Annotated in this window: 13 protein-coding genes; 4 read left to right on the top strand and 9 right to left on the bottom strand. The window is 43.5% G+C overall.

Going from position 1 to position 20,318, the window contains the following annotated elements:
* Positions 1-31: 31 nt before the first annotated feature.
* The 6 genes from J9317_RS03590 to J9317_RS03565 form a co-directional block, all read right to left on the bottom strand.
* The gene (locus J9317_RS03590; protein ID WP_211562085.1) at positions 32-1,564 is read right to left on the bottom strand and encodes a response regulator; all 1,533 of its coding nucleotides are present in this window, start codon (positions 1,562-1,564) and stop codon (positions 32-34) included.
* Positions 1,565-1,757: 193 nt separating this feature from the next.
* The gene (locus tag J9317_RS03585) at positions 1,758-2,930 is read right to left on the bottom strand and encodes a sugar ABC transporter permease (RefSeq protein WP_211556517.1); all 1,173 of its coding nucleotides are present in this window, start codon (positions 2,928-2,930) and stop codon (positions 1,758-1,760) included.
* Positions 2,931-2,943: 13 nt separating this feature from the next.
* On the bottom strand, positions 2,944-4,464 hold the full coding sequence (locus tag J9317_RS03580) for a sugar ABC transporter ATP-binding protein (protein WP_211556516.1): 1,521 nt from the start codon (positions 4,462-4,464) through the stop codon (positions 2,944-2,946).
* A gap of 87 nt (positions 4,465-4,551) precedes the next feature.
* On the bottom strand, positions 4,552-5,673 hold the full coding sequence (locus J9317_RS03575; protein ID WP_211556515.1) for a sugar ABC transporter substrate-binding protein: 1,122 nt from the start codon (positions 5,671-5,673) through the stop codon (positions 4,552-4,554).
* A 465-nt stretch (positions 5,674-6,138) separates the two neighbouring features.
* Entirely contained in the window at positions 6,139-6,942 is an 804-nt protein-coding gene (locus J9317_RS03570; protein WP_211556514.1) for a hypothetical protein, read from the bottom strand.
* Between the two features lie 459 nt (positions 6,943-7,401).
* A complete protein-coding gene (locus J9317_RS03565) occupies positions 7,402-9,528 on the bottom strand; it encodes a M28 family peptidase (RefSeq protein WP_211556513.1) in 2,127 nt (708 codons plus the stop codon).
* Between the two features lie 1,112 nt (positions 9,529-10,640).
* Between J9317_RS03565 and J9317_RS03560 the strand changes: the two genes are divergently transcribed.
* Together J9317_RS03560 and J9317_RS03555 are read left to right on the top strand one after the other, a co-directional pair.
* Positions 10,641-11,555, top strand: coding sequence for a C40 family peptidase (locus J9317_RS03560; protein WP_211556512.1), 915 nt, complete (start codon positions 10,641-10,643; stop codon positions 11,553-11,555).
* A 150-nt stretch (positions 11,556-11,705) separates the two neighbouring features.
* On the top strand, positions 11,706-13,880 hold the full coding sequence (locus J9317_RS03555; protein ID WP_211556511.1) for a YheC/YheD family protein: 2,175 nt from the start codon (positions 11,706-11,708) through the stop codon (positions 13,878-13,880).
* Positions 13,881-13,939: 59 nt separating this feature from the next.
* On the opposite strand, the gene J9317_RS03550 is transcribed toward J9317_RS03555, so the two are convergent.
* From J9317_RS03550 to J9317_RS03540, 3 genes are all read right to left on the bottom strand, one after another.
* Complete coding sequence (locus J9317_RS03550) at positions 13,940-15,184, bottom strand: ATP-grasp domain-containing protein (protein ID WP_211556510.1); 1,245 nt, start codon at positions 15,182-15,184, stop codon at positions 13,940-13,942.
* 174 nt (positions 15,185-15,358) lie between these two features.
* Positions 15,359-16,882: a UDP-N-acetylmuramoyl-tripeptide--D-alanyl-D-alanine ligase gene (locus J9317_RS03545; RefSeq protein ID WP_249292337.1), complete on the bottom strand. Its 1,524-nt coding sequence runs from the start codon at positions 16,880-16,882 to the stop codon at positions 15,359-15,361.
* 102 nt (positions 16,883-16,984) lie between these two features.
* Positions 16,985-17,443, bottom strand: coding sequence for a hypothetical protein (locus J9317_RS03540; protein WP_211556509.1), 459 nt, complete (start codon positions 17,441-17,443; stop codon positions 16,985-16,987).
* A gap of 162 nt (positions 17,444-17,605) precedes the next feature.
* Here J9317_RS03540 and J9317_RS03535 point away from each other — a divergent pair, with 162 nt between their 5' ends.
* Together J9317_RS03535 and J9317_RS03530 are read left to right on the top strand one after the other, a co-directional pair.
* Complete coding sequence (locus J9317_RS03535; protein WP_211556508.1) at positions 17,606-18,919, top strand: YheC/YheD family protein; 1,314 nt, start codon at positions 17,606-17,608, stop codon at positions 18,917-18,919.
* A 137-nt stretch (positions 18,920-19,056) separates the two neighbouring features.
* Entirely contained in the window at positions 19,057-20,274 is a 1,218-nt protein-coding gene (locus J9317_RS03530; RefSeq protein WP_211556507.1) for an ATP-grasp domain-containing protein, read from the top strand.
* Positions 20,275-20,318 lie beyond the last annotated feature (44 nt).

The raw sequence follows: 20,318 nt of genomic DNA, 5'->3' as shown, positions 1-20,318 counted from the left end.
AATTAGCGGGTTGTCTTCTTTAGATAATAAATCAATTCGCCCTCCCCAAAATCCCCCGCCGATACTCCTTCGGCGAAACCCTGCAAATCTTCTTAAACACCTTACTGAAATAATTTGGATCATGATACCCAACCTCATACGTAATTTCCTTAATGCTCTTCTCAGGATTCCCCAGCAGCTTTTTCGCCTTTTCAATCCGGCATTCGGTTAGAAGGTCGATGTAGTTGATGCCGAGTTTTTCCTTGAACATTTTGCTGATGTAGATGGGACTGAGGCCGACTTTGGTGGCCAGGGTGTCTAGGGACATGTCTTCGTTTGAGTGGTCGATGATGTATTGTTTGATTTGGTGGATGGTGTCGGCTTCGGTTCGTTTGTTGTGGCTGGCATAGGTTTCTTTCATCCGGTCGAGCAGGGCGTCGGTTTCGGAGCGCAGCTGGCGGTACTGGTAGGTTTGGTAGGAATAGAGGGGGGTTATGGTTTCGATGCCCATTTCCCTCATGACGCGGGATCCGATCCAGAGTACTTCGAGCATGCGCTGCTGGCTTTGGAGCAGGTCGGTTCCTTTGTTTTCGTAGTGCTGGATGAGATTCATCAGCCTTGTCCGTACCTGCTGCCACTCGCCGCGGCGCACCTGGTCGGACAGTTCTTTTTCCTGCTGGTCGGCGAATGGTTCTTCGCTTAAGTCGCCCGTGACCGGTACATCGGAATAGAACCGGAATTTAGACGGGACCCCCGTATCCATGGCCGCCATGAGCGCTTCCTTATAGGACTGCCTGATTTGGTCAAGGGAATCGTACACGGTGCCGATTCCGACGAACCAGTTCTCCTGCGCTCCGGATTTTGCGATGGAGAGAATGTCCCGGGCGAGGGTTGAGGCCTGCGCGCGGAACGATTGGCCCGGTTTCCGGAAGAGAATCACAGGGAGCTGGTTTCCGTTCAGAGCCCCGACCCATCCGCTTCCGGTCTGCCTTACTTTTTCTTTGACGAGGGGATAGAAATGGTCCTCCCCATCTGGAAGCAGGACGATCATCGCGAACATCTCGTCTGCCGACTGGATGTCGAGGATTTCAATCAATTGGTCCACCCGTACATCGTGGACGTGGTGGAACAGCAACTGGGTGACGGCATCCGTTTCGACGAGTGACCGGGTGCTTTGCATCTCCTGCCGGCTGCTTTCAAGTGTTCTTTTTTCTTCTTCGATTTCCTTCAGGACTTTGCCGATCGTCATGACGATGTCGGCCGCCTTGCTCGGCTTCAGCAGATAGTCCTTTACCCCGAATTTAATGGCCTGGCGCATAAAATCAAACGTATCATATGCGGTGACCATGATGAATTTGATGCCTGGATCGTCCGCTGCAATTTGTTCTACAGCCTCCAGCCCGTTCATCCCCGGCATTTTGATATCCATTAGAATCAGATCCGGCTTAAACTCTTTCGCCATCTGAGCGGCCATGTTCCCGTTTCTTGCCTGCTCAATGATGAGCTCTGGAAAGTTCTTTGTTAAGATGAGCTGCATCCCATCCCGCTCAATCTGTTCATCATCCGTAATCAGGAGCCTGATCATCCCCATCCACTCCCGGTTGTTTATTTTATATATGTTAGCTTTATCTAAATAATCGATTCGGTTTTTCCGTCTTAAGTCCTGTTTCCCCTTGAATGAAAGCGTTCCCTTCTTCCTAATCATATACCATCCCACATCCAGCCATCTACAAAAACAAGAAAAAAGAGGGACTATTTTCAGTCCCTCCTGCGGTTTCTTATCGTTTTTTCCTTGTCATGACATCGAAGATTACCGCTCCAGCAAGTACCCCTCCGCGGATCATGTACTGATAGGAGATTCCGACACCAAGCAGGTTCATCCCGCTTGTGAGGGAGGCCATAACGATTGCCCCGATGATCGCACCCGTTACTTTTCCGACTCCCCCTGCAGAGGAGACACCGCCCACGTAGGCTGCCGCGATGGCATCAAGCTCGAACAGCGTTCCGGCCGTCGTTGTCGCGGATTGAAGACGGGAGGTGAACAGGATTCCGGACAGAGCGGCGAGCATCCCCATGGAACCGAAGACGATGTACGTAATTTTCTTCACGTTCATCCCGCTCAAGTGCGCCGCTTCCGGGTTGCTTCCGACTGCATAGATATGGCGGCCAAGCACGGTTTTCGTTGTCAGGAAGTGATATACAATGACGACGAGCAACATAATGATGACCGTCCAGGAGAAACCGTTGTAGCCTGCAAGAATCCAGGTAATATAGGCAACAATGGAGGAAATGAAGACGAGTTTCAGGATAAAGATTCCGAATGACGTCACTTCAAATCCGTATTTCACTTTGTTTCGGCGTGTTTTGATTTCGCTGTAAATCAGGTAGAGGATGCCGAGCAGCCCGACAAGCAGGGATAGCACATGCAGTCCGCCTACCTCCAGCAGGGACGGGATGTATCCGTTCCCGATAGCATTGAATGCATCATCTTGAATGATGATTGTACCGGTTTTCTCCGTCACTTGAAGGAGCGCTCCCCTGAAGATGAGCATTCCGGCAAGTGTTGCTACGAATGACGGGATACCGATTTGGGCAACAAGCAGACCGTTAAATAGTCCAACAACAATCCCAAGGATCAGGATGAGCGGAATGACGATCAGCATCGGCATTCCTGCCTTTGTCAGCATGATCGCGACGATGGCGCCGAGGAAACCGGCGACGAATCCGACCGATAAGTCGATGTGGCGGATGACGATAACGAGGGTCATCCCGACTGCAAGCACCGCGATATAACCGGCGGAGTCGATAAGATTGCTGATATTCCGGGAGGACATGAAGAGTCCATCCGTCATGACGGAGAATGTAAGGATAATAGCGAATAAGGCGATGTACATGCCGTAGTCACGAATGTTTTCACTGATTAGCGTTCTGGCTTCACGAAAAAAATTCATTGAATAGTACCTCCTATTGCGTCGCAAGCTGCATAATTTTTTCTTGATCGGCTTCTTCGATGGCGAGCTCGCCTTTGATGGCGCCTTGAGCCATGACATACACCCGGTCGCTCATCCCAAGCACTTCCCCGAGCTCGGATGAGATCATGATGATGCTCATGCCTTCATTGATGAGTTCGTTCATGACCGAGTAGATTTCAAACTTCGCCCCGACATCGATTCCACGCGTCGGTTCGTCGAGAATGAGCAGCTTCGGTCCGACGAACAGCCATTTGCCGAGAGACACCTTCTGCTGGTTCCCCCCGCTCAGGTTGCCGGCCAATTGCTCGAGTGAAGACGTCTTAATATGAAGAGATTTTTTATAATGGTCGGCGATCTTGATTTCTTCGTTGTTGTTCAGCACCCCTTTTGAGGAGATCCCTTTGAGGTTGGCGGCAGTGATGTTGTTCTTGATATCCTGGATCAGGAACAGGCCGTCCCCTTTCCGGTCCTCGGTTACATAGGCGATTCCTTCGCGAATGGCATCACTCGTATGCTTCAGGTTCGCAGGCTTCCCGTTGAGCTTCAAATTCCCTTCTAATTTATAGGACTTGGCATTCCCGAAAATACTGAGGGCAAGCTCGGTCCTTCCTGATCCCATCAGCCCCGCAAGTCCGACGATTTCGCCTTTCTTCACATGCAGGTCTACATCCTTGATTACCTTTCGGCCCAATTTTGGATCATAGGCGGACCAATTCGATAATTCGAGGATCGTTTCACCCGGTGCTTTCTTTGGACGCTTCGGATAAATATCATCAATGGCCCGGCCGACCATGTTTTTGATGATGGCGGCTTCGGTGATTTGTCCTGAAGGACCGTCCAATGTGCAGATGGTTTGGCCGTCACGGAGAACCGTAGCCTGGTCGGCAATGGAAATCACTTCTTTTAACTTGTGCGAAATCATGATACACGTAATGCCCTGCTTTTTCAGTTCACACAGAAGCTCGAGAAGGTTTTCACTATCATCTTCATTCAGTGCCGCGGTCGGTTCATCAAGAATAAGCAATTTTACATCCTTGCTCAGTGCCTTCGCAATTTCCACAAGCTGCCGCTTTCCGACCCCAAGATCCTTAATCAGGGTATCAGGGGTAACATCAAGCTTGACCTTAGCAAGCATTTTCTTCGCTTCGACGATTGTCTCGTTCCAGTCGATGACCCCGCCTTTTTTAACTTCGTTCCCGGCAAAGATATTTTCATAGACTGTGAGATCCGGAAACAGCGCAAGCTCCTGATAGATGATCGCGATGCCTGCGTTCACACTGTCATTGATTTTATTAAACTGCTGCACGCTGTCTTCATAGACGATGTCTCCATCATACGTTCCATATGGATACACACCGCTGAGCACCTTCATCAGCGTGGATTTCCCTGCGCCGTTTTCACCGACGAGGAAGTGAATCTCGCCTTTTCTCACCTTGAAGTTGACATTGTCGAGTGCTTTGACCCCTGTAAAATGCTTGGAGATCTGTCTCATCTCCAGAATGTGTTCACTCATCATGTGATCCCCCTTAACAAAACAGCTGATACAATCACGAAATAGTGATAGAAAACTCTACCACTATTCCGCCTGGTGTTTAAATTTTTACAGACCTGAGAATTCTTTCTCTTCGTAGTACTTGGAATCAATCAATTCCTTTTTCACGTTTTCTTTATCTACGACAATAACGTCTGTTTGTTTAGCGTTTACTTTTTTCTTGCCGTTGTCGTAGTCACCTGTTGTTTCAGGTTTTTTGCCGTCAAGAATTTCAATTGCCATACCCATTGCATCTTTTACAAGAGTACGAACATCCTTGAATACGGTCATAGATTGCTTGCCGTCGATCACGTATTGAATGGAAGCTTTCTCTGCATCCTGGCCAGTCACGACGAAGCTTTTCACATCTCCGTCAGAACCGAAAACATCTGCGATGGAACGAGCTGTTCCGTCGTTTGGAGCAAGAACCGCAACGTCGCCCTTCATGTCAGCTTTAGCTGCAGTCAAGTGAGTTTGCGCTTTGTTTTTCGCTTCACTTGGATCCCAGTTTGTTGTTACCTGGCCAAGAATTTTGCTCAACTGATCACGGGAAAGTTCAGCTGTATCCTTAAGAGCTTCTGCCTCGCTTGAGTTTGCCACCTTGAATGTTCCGTCAGCAATTTTCGGCTGAAGAACGCTCCAGGCACCTTGGAAGAACAAGAACGCGTTGTTGTCAGACGCTGCACCGGCATACAGGTACAATGGAGTTCCTTTGCCTTTTGCATGGTCGATTAAGTATTGTCCTTGAGCTGCACCAACAGCTAGGCTGTCGAATGTTACGTAGTAGTCTACTGCATCCGTGTTCGTGATCAGACGATCGTAGGAAATAACCGTTACATCATCTTTCTTCGCCGCTTCTACAGCAGCTGCAGCCGCGTCGCCATCCTGCGGGCTGATGATCAGAACCTTGATTCCTTTGTTCAGCAATGTCTCAACATTTTCTTTTTCCTTAGCGGAAGAACCTTGGCTGAAAAGAATTTCTGTTGTATATTTCGAATCTTTTAGAGCTTCCTTAAATCTTTGCTCATCCTGTACCCATCTTGGCTCATCTTTAGTAGGCAATACAATCCCTACATCGACTCCCTTGCCACCGCCGCCACCGCCAGTGCTTTTGCTGTTGCACGCTGCAAGCATCCCGACAAACAGCATAAGAACCATCAGCGATGAAAACGCTTTAAAAAATTTGTTCATTTGTAAACCCCCTGAACTGATTTTGTATGATTACAGCTCAATTATATGCTGAAGGTCCCGGTTTGAAAGCGTTAACAACTAGTATTCTTTTAATATTGTCTGGACTTTTTTAATATTTTGGGTGGAGAGGAGCAGGTTCGGGGTCAGTCCCCACAGATTTTACAGAACTAAAGCTCTGGCACCTTTTCTGCTAACCTTTGGGGCATAATGGTTTTGAGACAGCTGCCTCTGTCCCCCGTTACGGTGAAGGATCGCGGGACTGGCACCGTGCCAGTCCCCGAAGATTTTACCGTACGAAAGCTTAGGCACCTGCTCCGCAAAACGCTGCGGCACAAGGGTTCACGGACCTCCCCCTCTGTCCCCCGCTGCGGTGAAGCACAGCGGGTCAGGCGCCGCCCCCAAAACCGTTGACCCCGAATAGAACGAAAAGACGAGAGGATGGTTTCCTCTCGTCTTTGTCTGTGCTTATGCCTTTCGGTAATCTGGATTACTTTGTGTCCAGCCGCTGTTCTGATTGACGCTTGTATCTCCGTCGCCGTCTCTCCAGTAACCTTCGACATATGTACCGTCTGCACGCTCATATCCGTTTATCCAGTGTGCATCAACATGATGGCTGCCGCTGTTTTCTATTGTCTGACTGGCCGCTGTGCCAGGGTTGCTTTGTGTCCAGCCGCTGTTCTGGTTCACACTAGTATCTCCGTCGCCATCTCTCCAGTAGCCTTCGACATATGTACCATCTGCACGCTCATATCCATCCACCCAGTGGGCATCAACATGATGGCTGCCGTTATGATCGCTTGCAAGTGATGTACTTTCATCACCGTTTACATCGACAACGTCGGTCATTTCCAGTACAGAAACACCCAGTGCACTAACTGCTACTGTCTTCCCTACATCCCGCAGCCCTTTTTTCCAGCGTTCTTCATCACCTTCCATCATTCCTCCAGCCACTTCTCCAACATTTTTAACCGTCGAGGAAATGCCGCGTCCTACCGCTTTTGCTGTGCTCGTAACGCCTTCCCCTATATCGGAAAATCCCTTATCGATTTTACTTTCATCGCTCCCAATCATTCCGCTTCCGACATTCCAAGCGCCTTCCGCCAAGTTGCCTAACTGCTTCCCGGCAAATTCCGTCGACGTTTTCACACCATCTCCCACTTCTTTAATGAAGTCAGAATTCGTTAACTCCCCTACACCCTTAATAATCCCGCCTGTAACTCCACCGACAAATTGTCCGGCACCTTTGCCAAGTGATTTCAGAAAGCCCATATTATTCGTTCCCTTCACGTACATATATTATAGTTATATTTACCTATAACTATAGTACCACAATAACTTACAAGATTCTTTATAAATAGAATAATTTCAACCGCATTTGGTTGTTACCTACCATTTATATTGTGACGGTGCCAGTCCCCACAAATTTCACAGTACTAAAGCTCTGGCACCTTCTTTTCAAACCCTTGGGGCAGAAAGGCTCTTTGGTGCGGGTCTTTGTCCCCCGTTACGGTAAAATTTTCGGGGACTGGCACCGTGCCAGTCCCCGAAAATTTTACCGTACGAAAGCTCCGGCACCTGCTCCGCAAACCGTTGGAATATAAGGGATCACGGACCTCATCCTCTGTCCCCCGTTGCGGTAAAGCACAGCGGGTCAGGCGCCACCCCCAAAACCATTGACCCCAACAAAAAAACAGGAACTCCCTATACTACCGAGTTCCTGCACAAACACTATTCCAATTTCACATTTTCCAGCTTCATCCGAATCTTCTTCATCAGTTCTGTCTCTTCTTTAACCGCCTTGCGCAATTCTGCTTCCTGTTCCGCTTTTATCTTCTTTAATTCTGTGATTTCTTTTGAGTAATCCCCTTTTGTATTCTCTTTTACGGATTGAATCACATCGTAAAGATCTACATTCTTCACGTATTTCCCCGCTCCCCAGAACAAGCGGTCATCCGGCTGATGGAGGGCTGAGTCTGTGACCTGGTCAATCACTTCTTTATCAAAGTGGTAGCTGTACCATTCATCCTCGATCGACAGCAAATACTCGTCCAATGCTTCCTGTCCTTTTCCCTGTTGGAGGGCAGCGATGCTTTGATCGAGCAGGCTGATCGTTTTCTGATGCTCTTTGTGGGCAAAGGTTGGGGCGATCGACCAGTTCAGCTTCATCAAGTCGCCTTGTGTCAGCTGGAATACCTGGAGCAGTTCTTTTTCTGCTTTTGCCAGGGCTGCTTTTTGCTGGGGCGATACCGCTTGCTTTGCATTGATGTCGAGCATCTTTTTATAGAGGGCATCTGCAAGCTTTTTCGCTTCTCCGGTTTCCGTTCTGAGCGGCGCTGGATCAATGCCGGCACTTTTCAGGATGTCGTCGTCCATGCTTTGTTGAAAGGCTTCCATTTTCTTCCCGAAGTCAAATGGCATGATAGAGATCTGATCGGCATGAATCATAAGTGAACCGTACAGTTTGACATGGTCAGCAAGGATTTCTTTGTTTCCGTATCTCGCCGTGTCATATTGAGTATGGTAAAGAGTCGTGAAGAAGTCCGAGCCGGAGCGGTCGTTTGCCACGGTCGGGACGCCGGCAATGGAATAGCTGTAGTCGTCGGAGCCTGTGCTGTTGTTCCCCGTTACTTTATAGCCCTTCGGATAGGTGGCCGTGTTCACGGCAGGTGCCTGCCTGTCGATATAATTCTGCACAAATCCCATCAGTTCATCGTTTGTATTGACTTCATCCGAGTCCTTTAGTTTGATGGCTGCGAATTCGGTGTTCACGAAAAGACGGGAATTGCCGCGCCATTCCGGATGGAGCTTGTTGATCATGTTCCAGCTTCCGATCTGCCAGTCGAAGTAGGAATTGATGGCGCCATATTCCTCAGCAGCATGTCCAACAAAATAAATGGGATGTTCAGGCTTATAGTTTGAATCCTTCATCGCTTTTGCGACACCAAGCATTAAACCGATGGAGGCTGCGTTATCATTGAAGCCTTCGAAGTATCCGTCCAGGTGGCCACCGACGATGATGCCTCCTGTATTGGTCTTGCCGGGAATTTTTCCGACCACGTTGTAGCTGGTTCCCTTTGGAGTCACCTTATTGTCGCTCTTCAGGTTGACGGAAAGAGACTTTTTCTTCTTTAAAATGTTTTTCAGCTTGCTTCCGTCCTTTACGGAAATGTTGACGGTCGGAATCGTGTCGGGTCCTGTGAAATCAAAGGTATTCAGTGTGTCCCTGCTGATTGTTCCGTATGTATCACGGACGATTGCGATGACACCTGCCGCTCCCTGAAGCTCCGCCTGAAGGGCTGGATAGTTGATCCACCAGTCATTTTTTAAATCAATATCCAATAAAACGATTTTTCCCTTGGCATCAATGTCCTTGTAATCATCCTGTGTCCCCTTGCCCACATAGATGAGATCCGCCTTCAATCCGGACTTTGGAGTCCCTTTCGTTGCATAGGAGGCAACCGGCATCGAAATGCGCGGATAATCCTTTAATGTGAGACTTCCCCCCTTAAACTCCCAGCTGTCCACTTCGAAACTCTCTTTCTTCACATCTTGTAAGCCTAGCTTTCGCATTTCCTTTTCAACATATAAAGATGCCTGATGCTCTGCTTGGCTGCCTGCAGTTCTCCATTTGTATTTGCTGAGCTCATAGGCTTTGCTGAAGGCATAATCTTGATCGACTTTGCTCATGAAGGCATTCATGGCAGCTTTTTCGACTGTGACTTGATTGACAGCGGGAGCCTCCGTTTTGACGCTCGTTTCGCTGCTGGCTGCATGGACGGTTTGCACCCCCATTGGCAAAGCGATGGCCGCGGCCATCAATAGTTTCATAGATTTACTGGATACACATTTCAACACTGTTTTTTCCTCCTAGTCTTTATTCGGCCTAATTGCCAGACTTTTAATTATCGTATCCAATAATAACCATAGATGCAATAATGAACACAAAATGGACAGTCCTTCCAATAAAACTGCCTGTCATTCACTAGTTGTTTATTGTATTTTTTTGGAATAATTTTTAAACGGTATGTCTTATAATCTATGACAAGCTGTTCATTAAATAAGTATTAGAAAAACCATGCCGTAAGATGCTGCTATTTAACTATTTATCTGTTAAAGCTTAATGTTGATTGGAGCGTAAGCCGCAAGACTCCTTCGTAGAAAAGCGAGTACCTGAAGCGCAGCGCATAACGCCAAGCATGCTTCGTAAGAACTAATATTCTTTAAATATTTTGGGTGGAAAGATGTGCGGGCGGGGTCAGTCCCCACAAATTTCACCGAACTAAAGCTCTGGCACCTTCTCCGCAAACCGTTGCGGCATAAGGGATCATAGACCTCAGCCTCTGTCCCCTTTTGCGGTGAAGGATCGCGGGACTGGCACCGTGCCAGTCCCCAAAGATTTTACCGTACAAAAGCTCCGGCACCTCCTCCGCAACCCGCTGCGGCAGAAGGGATCATGGACCACATCCTCTGTCCCCCGATGCGGTGAAGCACAACGGGACTGGCACCCCTTTCACCCATAAAAAAATAACCCTCTAAAACTTGATGTTAATTAGCCTGTCACCTGCATCCTTGCCAGTTTGGAAATAAGTGTTTGTTGTTATCAATTTTTCAGCATGATACGATTTAGCCACACATGACCAAGCTCTTGCTCCTGGCTATCATACTCTTCTTTTTCACTCAGATCAGCTTGATAACGGCGGGATTTTTAAGGACATCGCACGCAGCAAATACCGAATATTCGAAAATGTTGTTGTGAATTACTTCTACGATCTTCCCATGATCAGAACGAATCGCTCTAAAATTTTTCTTCTCCATTCATCACCGCACGAATGTGTCGATTTGTTCCAGATCCATTTTGCCGATCTGCTACTAGTTCTTTGCAACTGATCATTACTTTTTTGTAAAAATCATTCATTGGAGCAAGAGCAATGTGCAGCAAAAAAACATTATGCCAGGAGGACAATGCAGTGAAGAAATTTATGTTTGTTATAGCAGGTATGTTATTGATGTCCATTATTCACATACCAAAAGATAACAATGCGAGTGCAGCACCAATTGTCAATAACAGCCAAACAGCTGACCAGGTTGCGGATTCCATCATTAAATCAGGTGTTGGTTTAATGGGTAAAGCAACTTACAGTACAAGTGAATACAAAAATACATATCCGTACAAATTTTCATGTGCCAGCTTTATTGACTACATTTTCAAACAAAATGGAGTAGATTTAGCAACCTACAATGAAGATTACATGCTGCAGCTAGGGGTTTCAGTAAATAAAGATCAGCTTCAAAAAGGAGATTTGGTGTTCTTCGATCAGGTCAAAACAGATAGCAATCCCTCTGATCATGTAGGAATTTATATGGGGGATAACAAGCTCCTTCATATGGCTGACTCTAAACAAAATATTGTGATTACTGACATGAATGCTAAATCTTACTACAAAGACAATTATGCTGGAGCCAGACGTGTAATTCAAAGCTATCTGCCTTCAAAGCCATATACTGCAGCCGACAAAACTGTGAATTTGGCTTATACCTTAATGGGTGACGTGAAAGCCAGTAATTCTGTTAATAATCCATCCACGAAAACTTTTACGAACGGCGGGTTTGTGAACTATGTGTATGGGCAAAACGGAATATCTCTTGGGTCAAACTACGTTAGCGAGCTTGCTAAAAAAGGTACATATGTACCAAGATCAAACCTGAAAAAAGGCGACTTAGTATTCTTCGGCAATAAAAATGGATCACCTAATATTGTTGGAATATACGGTGGAAATCACAAAATCATCCTCACCAATCCTTCTGATGGAGTTGTCTCAAGGGTGCTGTTTTATCCTTGGTACGACGAGAATTATTTAACAGCACGAAGAGTGATGAAGTAACAAGATGCTAAAAGACCAAGCTGCATATGCGGCTTGGTCTTTTGTATTTATTCCACTACCCATTCATTATTTATACTTCCGCATATCCCCCATACCAAAACGGACTAACCCGCATATTCTATGTATGTAATTTAGGAAGGGGGTATTTGCATGACTTTAATAGGCATGCTTCATCATAGGAGAGATCCTGCTACGGTGATTAAATCTTATGCCTACGCCATTGTCGCAAAGGCAGAAGGTGCTGATTTTGTCTATTTCACACCTAAAGGCGTAAATTTTGTAAATAAGACAATAAAGGGTTACGTATATGAAAATGGCTCATGGAATGAGCGAATCACGGCATTTCCTGATGTCATATACAATACCGGAAGTCCTGAAAAACTGGAAAAGTCAAAAGATATAATCAAAAGGCTGCGAAACTTTATTCCGTTCACTACCTATTCAATAGGGAATAAATGGAATGTAAACGAACGATTAAAAAAAGGAAAGGAATTCTCTAAATATTTAATCCCTTCAAAGATCATGAAAGAATGGAAAGACTTTTATGGAGTGTTAAATGCCTTTAATGAAGTTGTAGTAAAACCGATTGATGGAAGGAAAGGGCAAGGAATCTTTTTTATTCGAAAAACCAAAAGCGGTTTTATCGTTAATAAAGACTTTAAGGATAGAACTTATACACTGCAGGAACTAGAGCATTTTTTACAGACTTTGTTTAAAGAGAACGCCTACATTGTTCAGCCCTATATTTGCAGCAAAACAAAAACAGGCCTCGTATTTGATCTTCGTCTCCATGTTCAAAAAAATGGATCAGGGGACTGGGTCATTACCACGATCTATCCTCGTATTGCTCCAGAAGGCACCATTATAACCAATATTAACAACGGAGGATATACAAATTATCTGGAACCTTTTCTCAACAAAGAATTTGGAGAAGAAGAATCTTATAATATTAAGCGGACACTTGAACATTTTTCTCTCGGGCTGGCTCGCCACCTTGATGAACTTCAAATGCTGGAATATCAAGAAGTCATCGATGAAATTGGGATTGATGCTGGTTTAGATAAAGACAATAAACTCTGGATTTATGAAGTGAATTGGCGCCCGGGCTGTCCTCCAGCCTTTTATTTAGAAATGGACGTGGTAAAGAACACGATTCAATACGCTATGTACTTAGCCAATAATCAGCAAAAAATCAAAAAGGAAATCCAGCAAGTAAAGAAAAAGAATATGGAAAAAAAGAAAATCCCGACCATCGCTATAACAGGAAGTGCGGGGAAAACTACGACTAAGTCCTTTATCTCATCTATTCTTAAAACAAGAATGAATATATTTGAATCAAAGGATTACTGGAATACGACGGAGCATACGAAAAAGCATGCAGATGAAATCGATTCATCTCATGAGGCGATTGTCCTGGAGTATGGTATGGCCTATCCTGGCGTCATTACGGAACATTGCAGCATCATTCAGCCAAACATTAGTGTCGTTACGAACATAGGTATGGCTCACATCGGAAACTTTAACGGGGATATCACAAAAGTCGCCCAAGCCAAATCAGAGTTAATTCATGGAATGCGCCAAGACGGAGTTTTATTCATCAATAAGGATGATGAGAATTCAAAACATCTTGAAATAGATCGTTTCAAGGGTAAAATCATCACTACCGGAATAAAAACTCCAGCTGATTACAAGGCTTATGATGTATCTTATGGGGATAATGGCATGAATTTTAAAATGAAGCTTCACAATGAAGAGTATTCATTTTTCATTCCAATTTATGGGGAGCACCATATCTATAACGCGATCAATGCCATTGCAGTTGCAGACCATTTAGGGTTCACACCGCTCGAAATAAAATCTGGACTGCTCTTTAAGAAGCCCCCTCGCCGCTTGACCATCTATAATCTAAATAAATCCATTACCTTGATTGATGATACGGTTCACTCACATCCACAAGGAGTAATGGCTGCAATCGATGTGCTTAAAAATATAGGTTCACACAGAAAAATTGCCATAATAGGACAAATGAGGGAGCTAGGCGAGCTGCAAACCGAACAATATAAAAAAGTGGGTCAGTATCTTGCCAAGCAGAAGATTGATAGGGTGATCACCTACGGGTATAAAACAGATACAATCGGTACCGAAGCTATCCGTGCAGGCATCCCAGCTCAGCACGTCCGGCATTTTCTGGATAAGGAGAAGCTGCATGAGTATTTGCAGGGGATTTTAAAACAACATGACACCGTTCTGGTTAAAGGTGCGAGTAAAACAAATATGTTTGATACGGTTCGGTACCTCAGTACCACTATAGGTGAAATCAGGTAGATGGAGTCTCTCCTTCTGCCTTCTTCTTTTGATTATTCATGAGCAAAAAAACACCCATATCATTCGATGCGGGTGTTTTTCTGTCCTTCTTCTCGTATATGAAACACAATCTCATTGGCTGCTCTCTTCGCTGAGCTTTCAGCTTTCTCCATTGAATCCCCCGCTGCTATAACGTATGCATACCTATGTCCCATCGACAACGGCGGTGTAATGAAGGTTCCTTTTCTAGGTTTTATATAGACCTCCACCACACCGGGAGTGTTAATTGCTCTTCCTTTACCTGTTACCTTTTCTAATACGCCTTTATTTTCAATAATCACATGCTGTGTAAAGACAAATTGATTTGTCTGCCTTTCCAATGACGGACTGTCGCCAAGAAGCATTTTAAGCGTTTCTTTTACGAGACTATATCCAAAAGCTGCTTGAATCATTTTATTCATGGCTCCGCCAGAAATTCTCGGATTTATTTCAATGAGTTTCCATCCCCGATCTGTCAGCCTTAACTCAAGATGAAAAGCTCCATTGTTTATTTTCAATGAAGAGACGATAGATTGGATGATTTTCGTAATGCCTTCTTCCAAACCAGGCTGAACCTCAGCCAGCACCCCATACCCCGTTATGATAAATCTCTTTCCCCTGGTAATTTCCTGTTTAACTATGGCAGCTGTCCGTATTTGTCCTTTGAAAACAAGGACCTCCACTAAATATTGCTCCCCATCAATGTACTCTTCAATAATTAGTGTTTCTCCCGGATCTTTCTCCCGCAGCCTTGTTACATGTTTCAGCAGTACATTCCGGTTAGCGCAAAAAAATACATCTTTTGACCCCGTTGATTTCGAACACTTGACCATTGCAGGATAATTCACCTTTTCAATGGAGGTTTTCATATCCAGCTTAGAATCTTCTTCAATCAATAAAAAAGCTGGTGTGTAGGGTTCCGCTGAAAAATGTTTCCTTGTCTCTTCCTTATTTTCCATGACAAAAATGGCATCACTGGATAAATAATTATGGCAAAATTCATCAGCTAAAACTGAGGCTGTGTAAACATGCTGATCGACAAAGCTTGTTATCGCAGCAATCTCATTTCCCCTAAGTTTTAATGACTCTATTTGATTCCTCAACATCCCCAGATCGCTTAAATTTGATAAGATGAGCTGGTGAACATCAGGATATTCCTTTCGATCCTGTATTTGTTTTTCACGGTCTGTAAACACAACTGTATAATATCCTAATTGTTCTGCTGCTTTTACAGCCTCTCTGCTGGATCCGGATTTATTTACTGCAATAAAAATAATGGTTTTCACAAACCCACCTCCAATTTCTCGAATACCCTTATAGGTTATGAGGGGAAGCGGGGATTTGCATGGACATTTGCCGCCTTTTCTTAATGCACGGACAAGAACGCTGGTTCATTCGTGCAAGGAGCTCCATATACAGATGACATGATACTTATATCTTTCTCCTGCTGCCCAAATTCGTTATTCATGCTGCTCATTTAGCTTTAAACTGCTGGCTAAATCAATCATTGACCTGCTTTTCATCGGACCTTTGATAAGGACCATCGTATTAGCGTCCAGTTTCTTGACTAAAAGCTCTTTCAAACCATCCACTGCGGGAAACATATGAACATTCCCTTTAAAACCGCTTCGGATTGCTTGCTGTCCTATTTCTTCTGCCTTTATGCCAATTGTGAATAATGTATCATAGGATCTTTCAGCAACAATCTTTCCTATTTTTTGATGGTATTCTTTTTCATAACTGCCGAGACGATTAATATCACCTAATAATAAGATTTTTTTACGACCCATTCCTATCTCATCCATTACATTTAAGGCAGCCTCAATCGACAAAGGGTTGATGGTCCAAGTGTCATCAATAATGGTTGAACCCTTAATCCCTTTTGTGACCTCTAAATGGCGCTGCATATTTTTGAAAGTCGCCAAGCCCTTAATAGCTTCTTTAATCTCCATTCCCATCTCTGTAACAGCCGCAATTGCAGCAAGTGCATTGGAAACTTGATGTTCTCCATAACCGGGCACAAATACGGGATACCTTGTTCGGTTATAAACAAGAGTAAACTCCATCCCGCCCTTTGCAAAAAGAATTCTGTCAGCTTTAAAATCAGAACTGATTTTTGTACTAAAATAAATAACTTTCCCTCTGAAACGGTCCAAGGAAATCTTTTTAATATTTTCATCGTCTGCATTTAAAATCAGGGTCCCATTCGGTTTAACGCCTTCTACCATCTCTCCCTTAGCCTGAATATACCCTTCTAATGTCTTGCAGCCATCGAGATGGTGGGCCCCAATATTCGTGATTATTCCGATAGTGGGCTGGTATATAAGACACTGGTGTTTAATATTGCCTGTATTCCCCAGACCCGTTTCAAAGACTGCCATATCCGTATTTTTATCAATGCCCAATAGATAAGGAAATGATAGCCGGGGCTCATTCTTGCTGCTTTCTGTTGCTTGTACACTATAAGTTTGGCTCAATATATATTTGATCATTTCTTTGGTCGTCGTTTTTCCGCATGTACCTGTAATGGCCACAACAGGAATATCAAATAGATTTCGGTAGTAATCCATGAATTTCCAATACGCCTGAAGCATGCTCTTCACACGTATAACGGTAGTATTCTGCCGTACGCTGCGTAATTCTTCCACAGGTTTATCTGTAACAACCAAACAAGGGCTTACTTTTTCAAGAAATCCCCAATGAATGGATTCCCTCTTGTTTAAAAATATAAGTGAATTTTTTCCCTTTAGCTCTTGGCGATTATGCACAATTGCATGCTTTATATACCAATCCTCTGTACCGCAATGCAAATCGCCCCTTAATATCTTTCTTATTCTGCTAACTAATAATGGTTCCACCTGACTATCTGCCTCCTTTCTTATCCATATGTGGTTTATAAAAGGTTGGTTTGTACATCTACCTATTAAAGTAAGTCTGTGTTTTGATTGGAAGGTAAGGGGGAGATTCCAGAGCAATGGCATCATCAAACAGGACGGTGATCACCAGAAAATATTTGTGATTACCGTCCTGTTTATTGAAATCTATTGCTGGGGTCTGCTATTTGATGAAGGGAAATCCTTTAAATATCATTCAGCACACCCTTGGTTTGTAATGGAACCATCCGGAACTGGTTCAGCACCAGTTTGAGCGAAAAAGCCGGGGATGTCGAAACTTTGTACATTATCGGTTCCTACCCCATCTCTAAAGACTGCAGTAAAGGATAAGAGAGCTGAGCCTTCAAAACCTTCTTTTTGACCTATTCCCGTTACCGTAATGACACAGTTATTACCTTCTTGTTTACATGTTACAGAAGTAATTTCCGTGCCTGAAAGCGACGGATTCACATCAAATGTGAAAGAAGTGTCCGGCGGTCCATCCGTGTTAACAAATTTTAACGAAAGTGTAGATGTTTCAAGTGTTTCAAAACAAACATCTGCTGTATATGTGATCGTTCCCTTTTCGTTGCCCATAATGCTCTCGAACTTCACGTTAACATTATCTTTAGAGGCATCAACTAGAACACCACAACTACAACGTACTCCCATGAAGAAGCACCTCCTTTCTATTGATAGAATATGAAAAGTTTTAATCATTGATTGGGTTAGTCCATTGAAAAAGAATCCAAATTTGTTTTAACTTGCTATTTTCCTTTGGCACCCCTGATTTCATCTACATATATTGTTATAGAAAAGAATCGGGGGATTAAAATGAGCAAAATTCCGAGGGGAAGATGGAGCCAATACCAAACATTGCAAGCTAATGAAAACATCAACTCCTATTTATTAAAAACAGACCTATTTATGGAAGACTCATTTTTAAAAAATTTACAACATCATTTAACCATCAGACCATGTTTCGGACGGGAGGAAATCCGGGTTTCCAAGATTGCGGGAAGGGAAGATCAATTTAAAGTAATAGATGTGTTTGGCCGGACAGAATCTACGTTAAGCGGAAAAAAAGAAGTTTATCATCACCTAAATGACTTATGTAAAACGGATCAGTTTTACATACTCCAAGATACCGATTTACTGCGTACAAAAGATGCTCCTATTTTTGAACTCCTTGTAACGGTACACCGGGATCTGCGTTTTATATGGCAAGTAACAGACATCATTGAAAAGAATGGTCTGACGAATCGCAGGCAAATGAAATCCATCTTAAAAATGGTAAATGATGCTGCAATTGAGGCAGCTTTATGTTTAGTGGGGGATGAAGCAGACTGTTCAACAATCATCATTGAATTTGGATTATTACTAGATAAGTTGTGGATTCAAGATATCGAACTGCATTTTTCTAAAAGCAAATGGAGTCAATATCAACTATTATCCTTCAACGATGACCTATCCCGCTTCCTCCCCCATACTCAACTAGCTACCCCGAACACATTTTTTAGCTTTATTAAAAAGTACAGGCAGGTCATGCTGAAACCATGTAATGGACAATGGGGAATTGGTGTAATAAAAGTCTCCCTGAAAAAAGGGGGCATTTTTGAGGTTCACAGCGAAAGAAAAAAAGTCGAATTGAAGGGTCAGCAGGAAATCACCGACTATCTTCAAACACATTATTTTTCAAAAGACAGGTACATCATTCAAAATAGGATAAAATTGGGCACGATTGATGATTGCATCTTTGACGCTCGAGTGATGGTCCAGCGGGAAGACAGCAATAGTACTTGGGAAATTACCGCGAAAGTTGCGAAGATTGCGACAAAGGACTTTATCGTGACCAATGTAGCCAAATCAATCTTGCTGCTGGAAGAAGCACTGGGTAACTCATCAAATAACAAAAGAAAAATTAAAAAATTACTGTCTAAAATAGATCGAATTTGCAAGATTGGAGCCCTGTATTTAGGGGATTATTATCAAGACGTCACTTGTATTGGCATGGATATTGGTATTGACCATAGAGGCCGCATCTGGATTTTCGAAACGAATTTAGTCCCCGATATTACCCTTTTTAAAAGGCTGCAAGATCGAAGTATTTACGAAAAAATCATTACAATGCGGAGAAAGAAGGGATAGCGGTTCTTTTTGATGAGAGACCTTAATGGGCGGCCTTTAGAGGCAAGATCATTCACACGATTTCAATGAATGGAATAGTTTATAGAAAGAAAGGGATCGAAAACCAGCCCAGGAGCACTTCCACTTTCATGGGAGGCATGTTTGATTTGAAATCCATTATTTTTATTAATACAAATACAACTGGTTCCTCCTATGGAGGAATCAAGGTTGCTAAAAGACTTGGATTCTATATACATTTGCTTAAAAATCGAATAGAAAATAGGGATCACTTTCCCGAGGTCGATGAAATTCATGCAGTTAATCTGAATCGTATGGCAGAAATAGAAGACACTGTTTTAAAAATCTGCACGAGCCATCATGTTTCTTGTATTATTAGCTTTATTGATTCACAGGTTTATTTAGCAGCAGGTTTGTCCAATCAATTTTGCGGAACAAATTTATCGGTGGATTCCTTCATGCGTATGGAGGATAAACTCTTAACAAGAAAACATCTTCACAATAAGGATTATTCACCTTGGTATTTATCGATTCGAACAGATGAGTTGATTAAGGATTTTCTTCACCTTGTTGAGGATCGTAATCCCATTATTGTCAAATCACCGAAATCCTGTGGTTCAAAAGATGTTTTTCTAATTACCTCTAAAGGGAAATTAAGAAACCGGCTTCAGTTTCTTAAAAATCATTACCCAAAGGAAGATATTCTAGTTGAAGAATACCTCGATGGCCCGCAATATATTGTAGAGGCGATTGTTTATAAGGGACACATTGAAATTGCTGCAGTGATTGAACAGGAAATAACAAAAAAAGAAAGGTTTATTGTCACAGGGTACAGCATAACACCTGAAATAGATTTACAGGTATACAACACTCTTTGTGAAAAATCCTTTGAGATAATAAAAGACTTAGGTCTGGAAAATGGAAATTGCCATCTAGAGTTAAGACTTGTCGATGGGCAATGGAAGTTAATTGAGGCAAATCCCCGTATTTCTGGAGGAGTAATGAACAATCTGATTAAAGAAGCTTACGGATTTGATTATACAGAACAAATTGTAAAGGTTTATTTGGGTATGGAACCATCAATAGCCAAGATCCAAGAAGAGTCTGTTTACGCCCATTACCTTACAGTTGATACGACAGGAAAATTGTCACGGATTTCAGGAAGTGACAAAGCAATGAACACGGCTGGAGTAGTAGATGTTTATATTAAACCCCAATTGGGACAGATCCTGACACCCCCTATGGCAATGGGGCAAAGATGCGGTTATGTAATGGCAAAAGGGAAAACAAAGGATGAGGCTAAATCCATTGCGTTAAAAGCTGCAAGGCATATTCATTTTCAATTAAATCCGATTTAGCATAACAAAAGGACATTTCAAATTCATCTAGAAACCGAGTGATT

This window comes from Metabacillus flavus, assembly GCF_018283675.1.
In the GTDB taxonomy this organism is placed as follows: domain Bacteria; phylum Bacillota; class Bacilli; order Bacillales; family Bacillaceae; genus Metabacillus_B; species Metabacillus_B flavus.
This window is presented reverse-complemented; position numbering and strand designations above follow the sequence as displayed.

Bases quoted from the DNA above. Each gene is read 5' to 3' on its own strand.
- J9317_RS03590 (WP_211562085.1), bottom strand. From the start codon at position 1,564: ATGATCAGGCTCCTGATTACGGATGATGAACAGATTGAGCGGGATGGG.
- J9317_RS03585 (WP_211556517.1), bottom strand. From the start codon at position 2,930: ATGAATTTTTTTCGTGAAGCCAGAACGCTAATCAGTGAAAACATTCGT.
- J9317_RS03580 (WP_211556516.1), bottom strand. From the start codon at position 4,464: ATGAGTGAACACATTCTGGAGATGAGACAGATCTCCAAGCATTTTACA.
- J9317_RS03575 (WP_211556515.1), bottom strand. From the start codon at position 5,673: ATGAACAAATTTTTTAAAGCGTTTTCATCGCTGATGGTTCTTATGCTG.
- J9317_RS03570 (WP_211556514.1), bottom strand. From the start codon at position 6,942: ATGGGCTTTCTGAAATCACTTGGCAAAGGTGCCGGACAATTTGTCGGT.
- J9317_RS03555 (WP_211556511.1), top strand. From the start codon at position 11,706: ATGACTTTAATAGGCATGCTTCATCATAGGAGAGATCCTGCTACGGTG.
- J9317_RS03545 (WP_249292337.1), bottom strand. From the start codon at position 16,882: ATGATGCCATTGCTCTGGAATCTCCCCCTTACCTTCCAATCAAAACAC.
- J9317_RS03540 (WP_211556509.1), bottom strand. From the start codon at position 17,443: ATGGGAGTACGTTGTAGTTGTGGTGTTCTAGTTGATGCCTCTAAAGAT.
- J9317_RS03535 (WP_211556508.1), top strand. From the start codon at position 17,606: ATGAGCAAAATTCCGAGGGGAAGATGGAGCCAATACCAAACATTGCAA.
- J9317_RS03530 (WP_211556507.1), top strand. From the start codon at position 19,057: ATGTTTGATTTGAAATCCATTATTTTTATTAATACAAATACAACTGGT.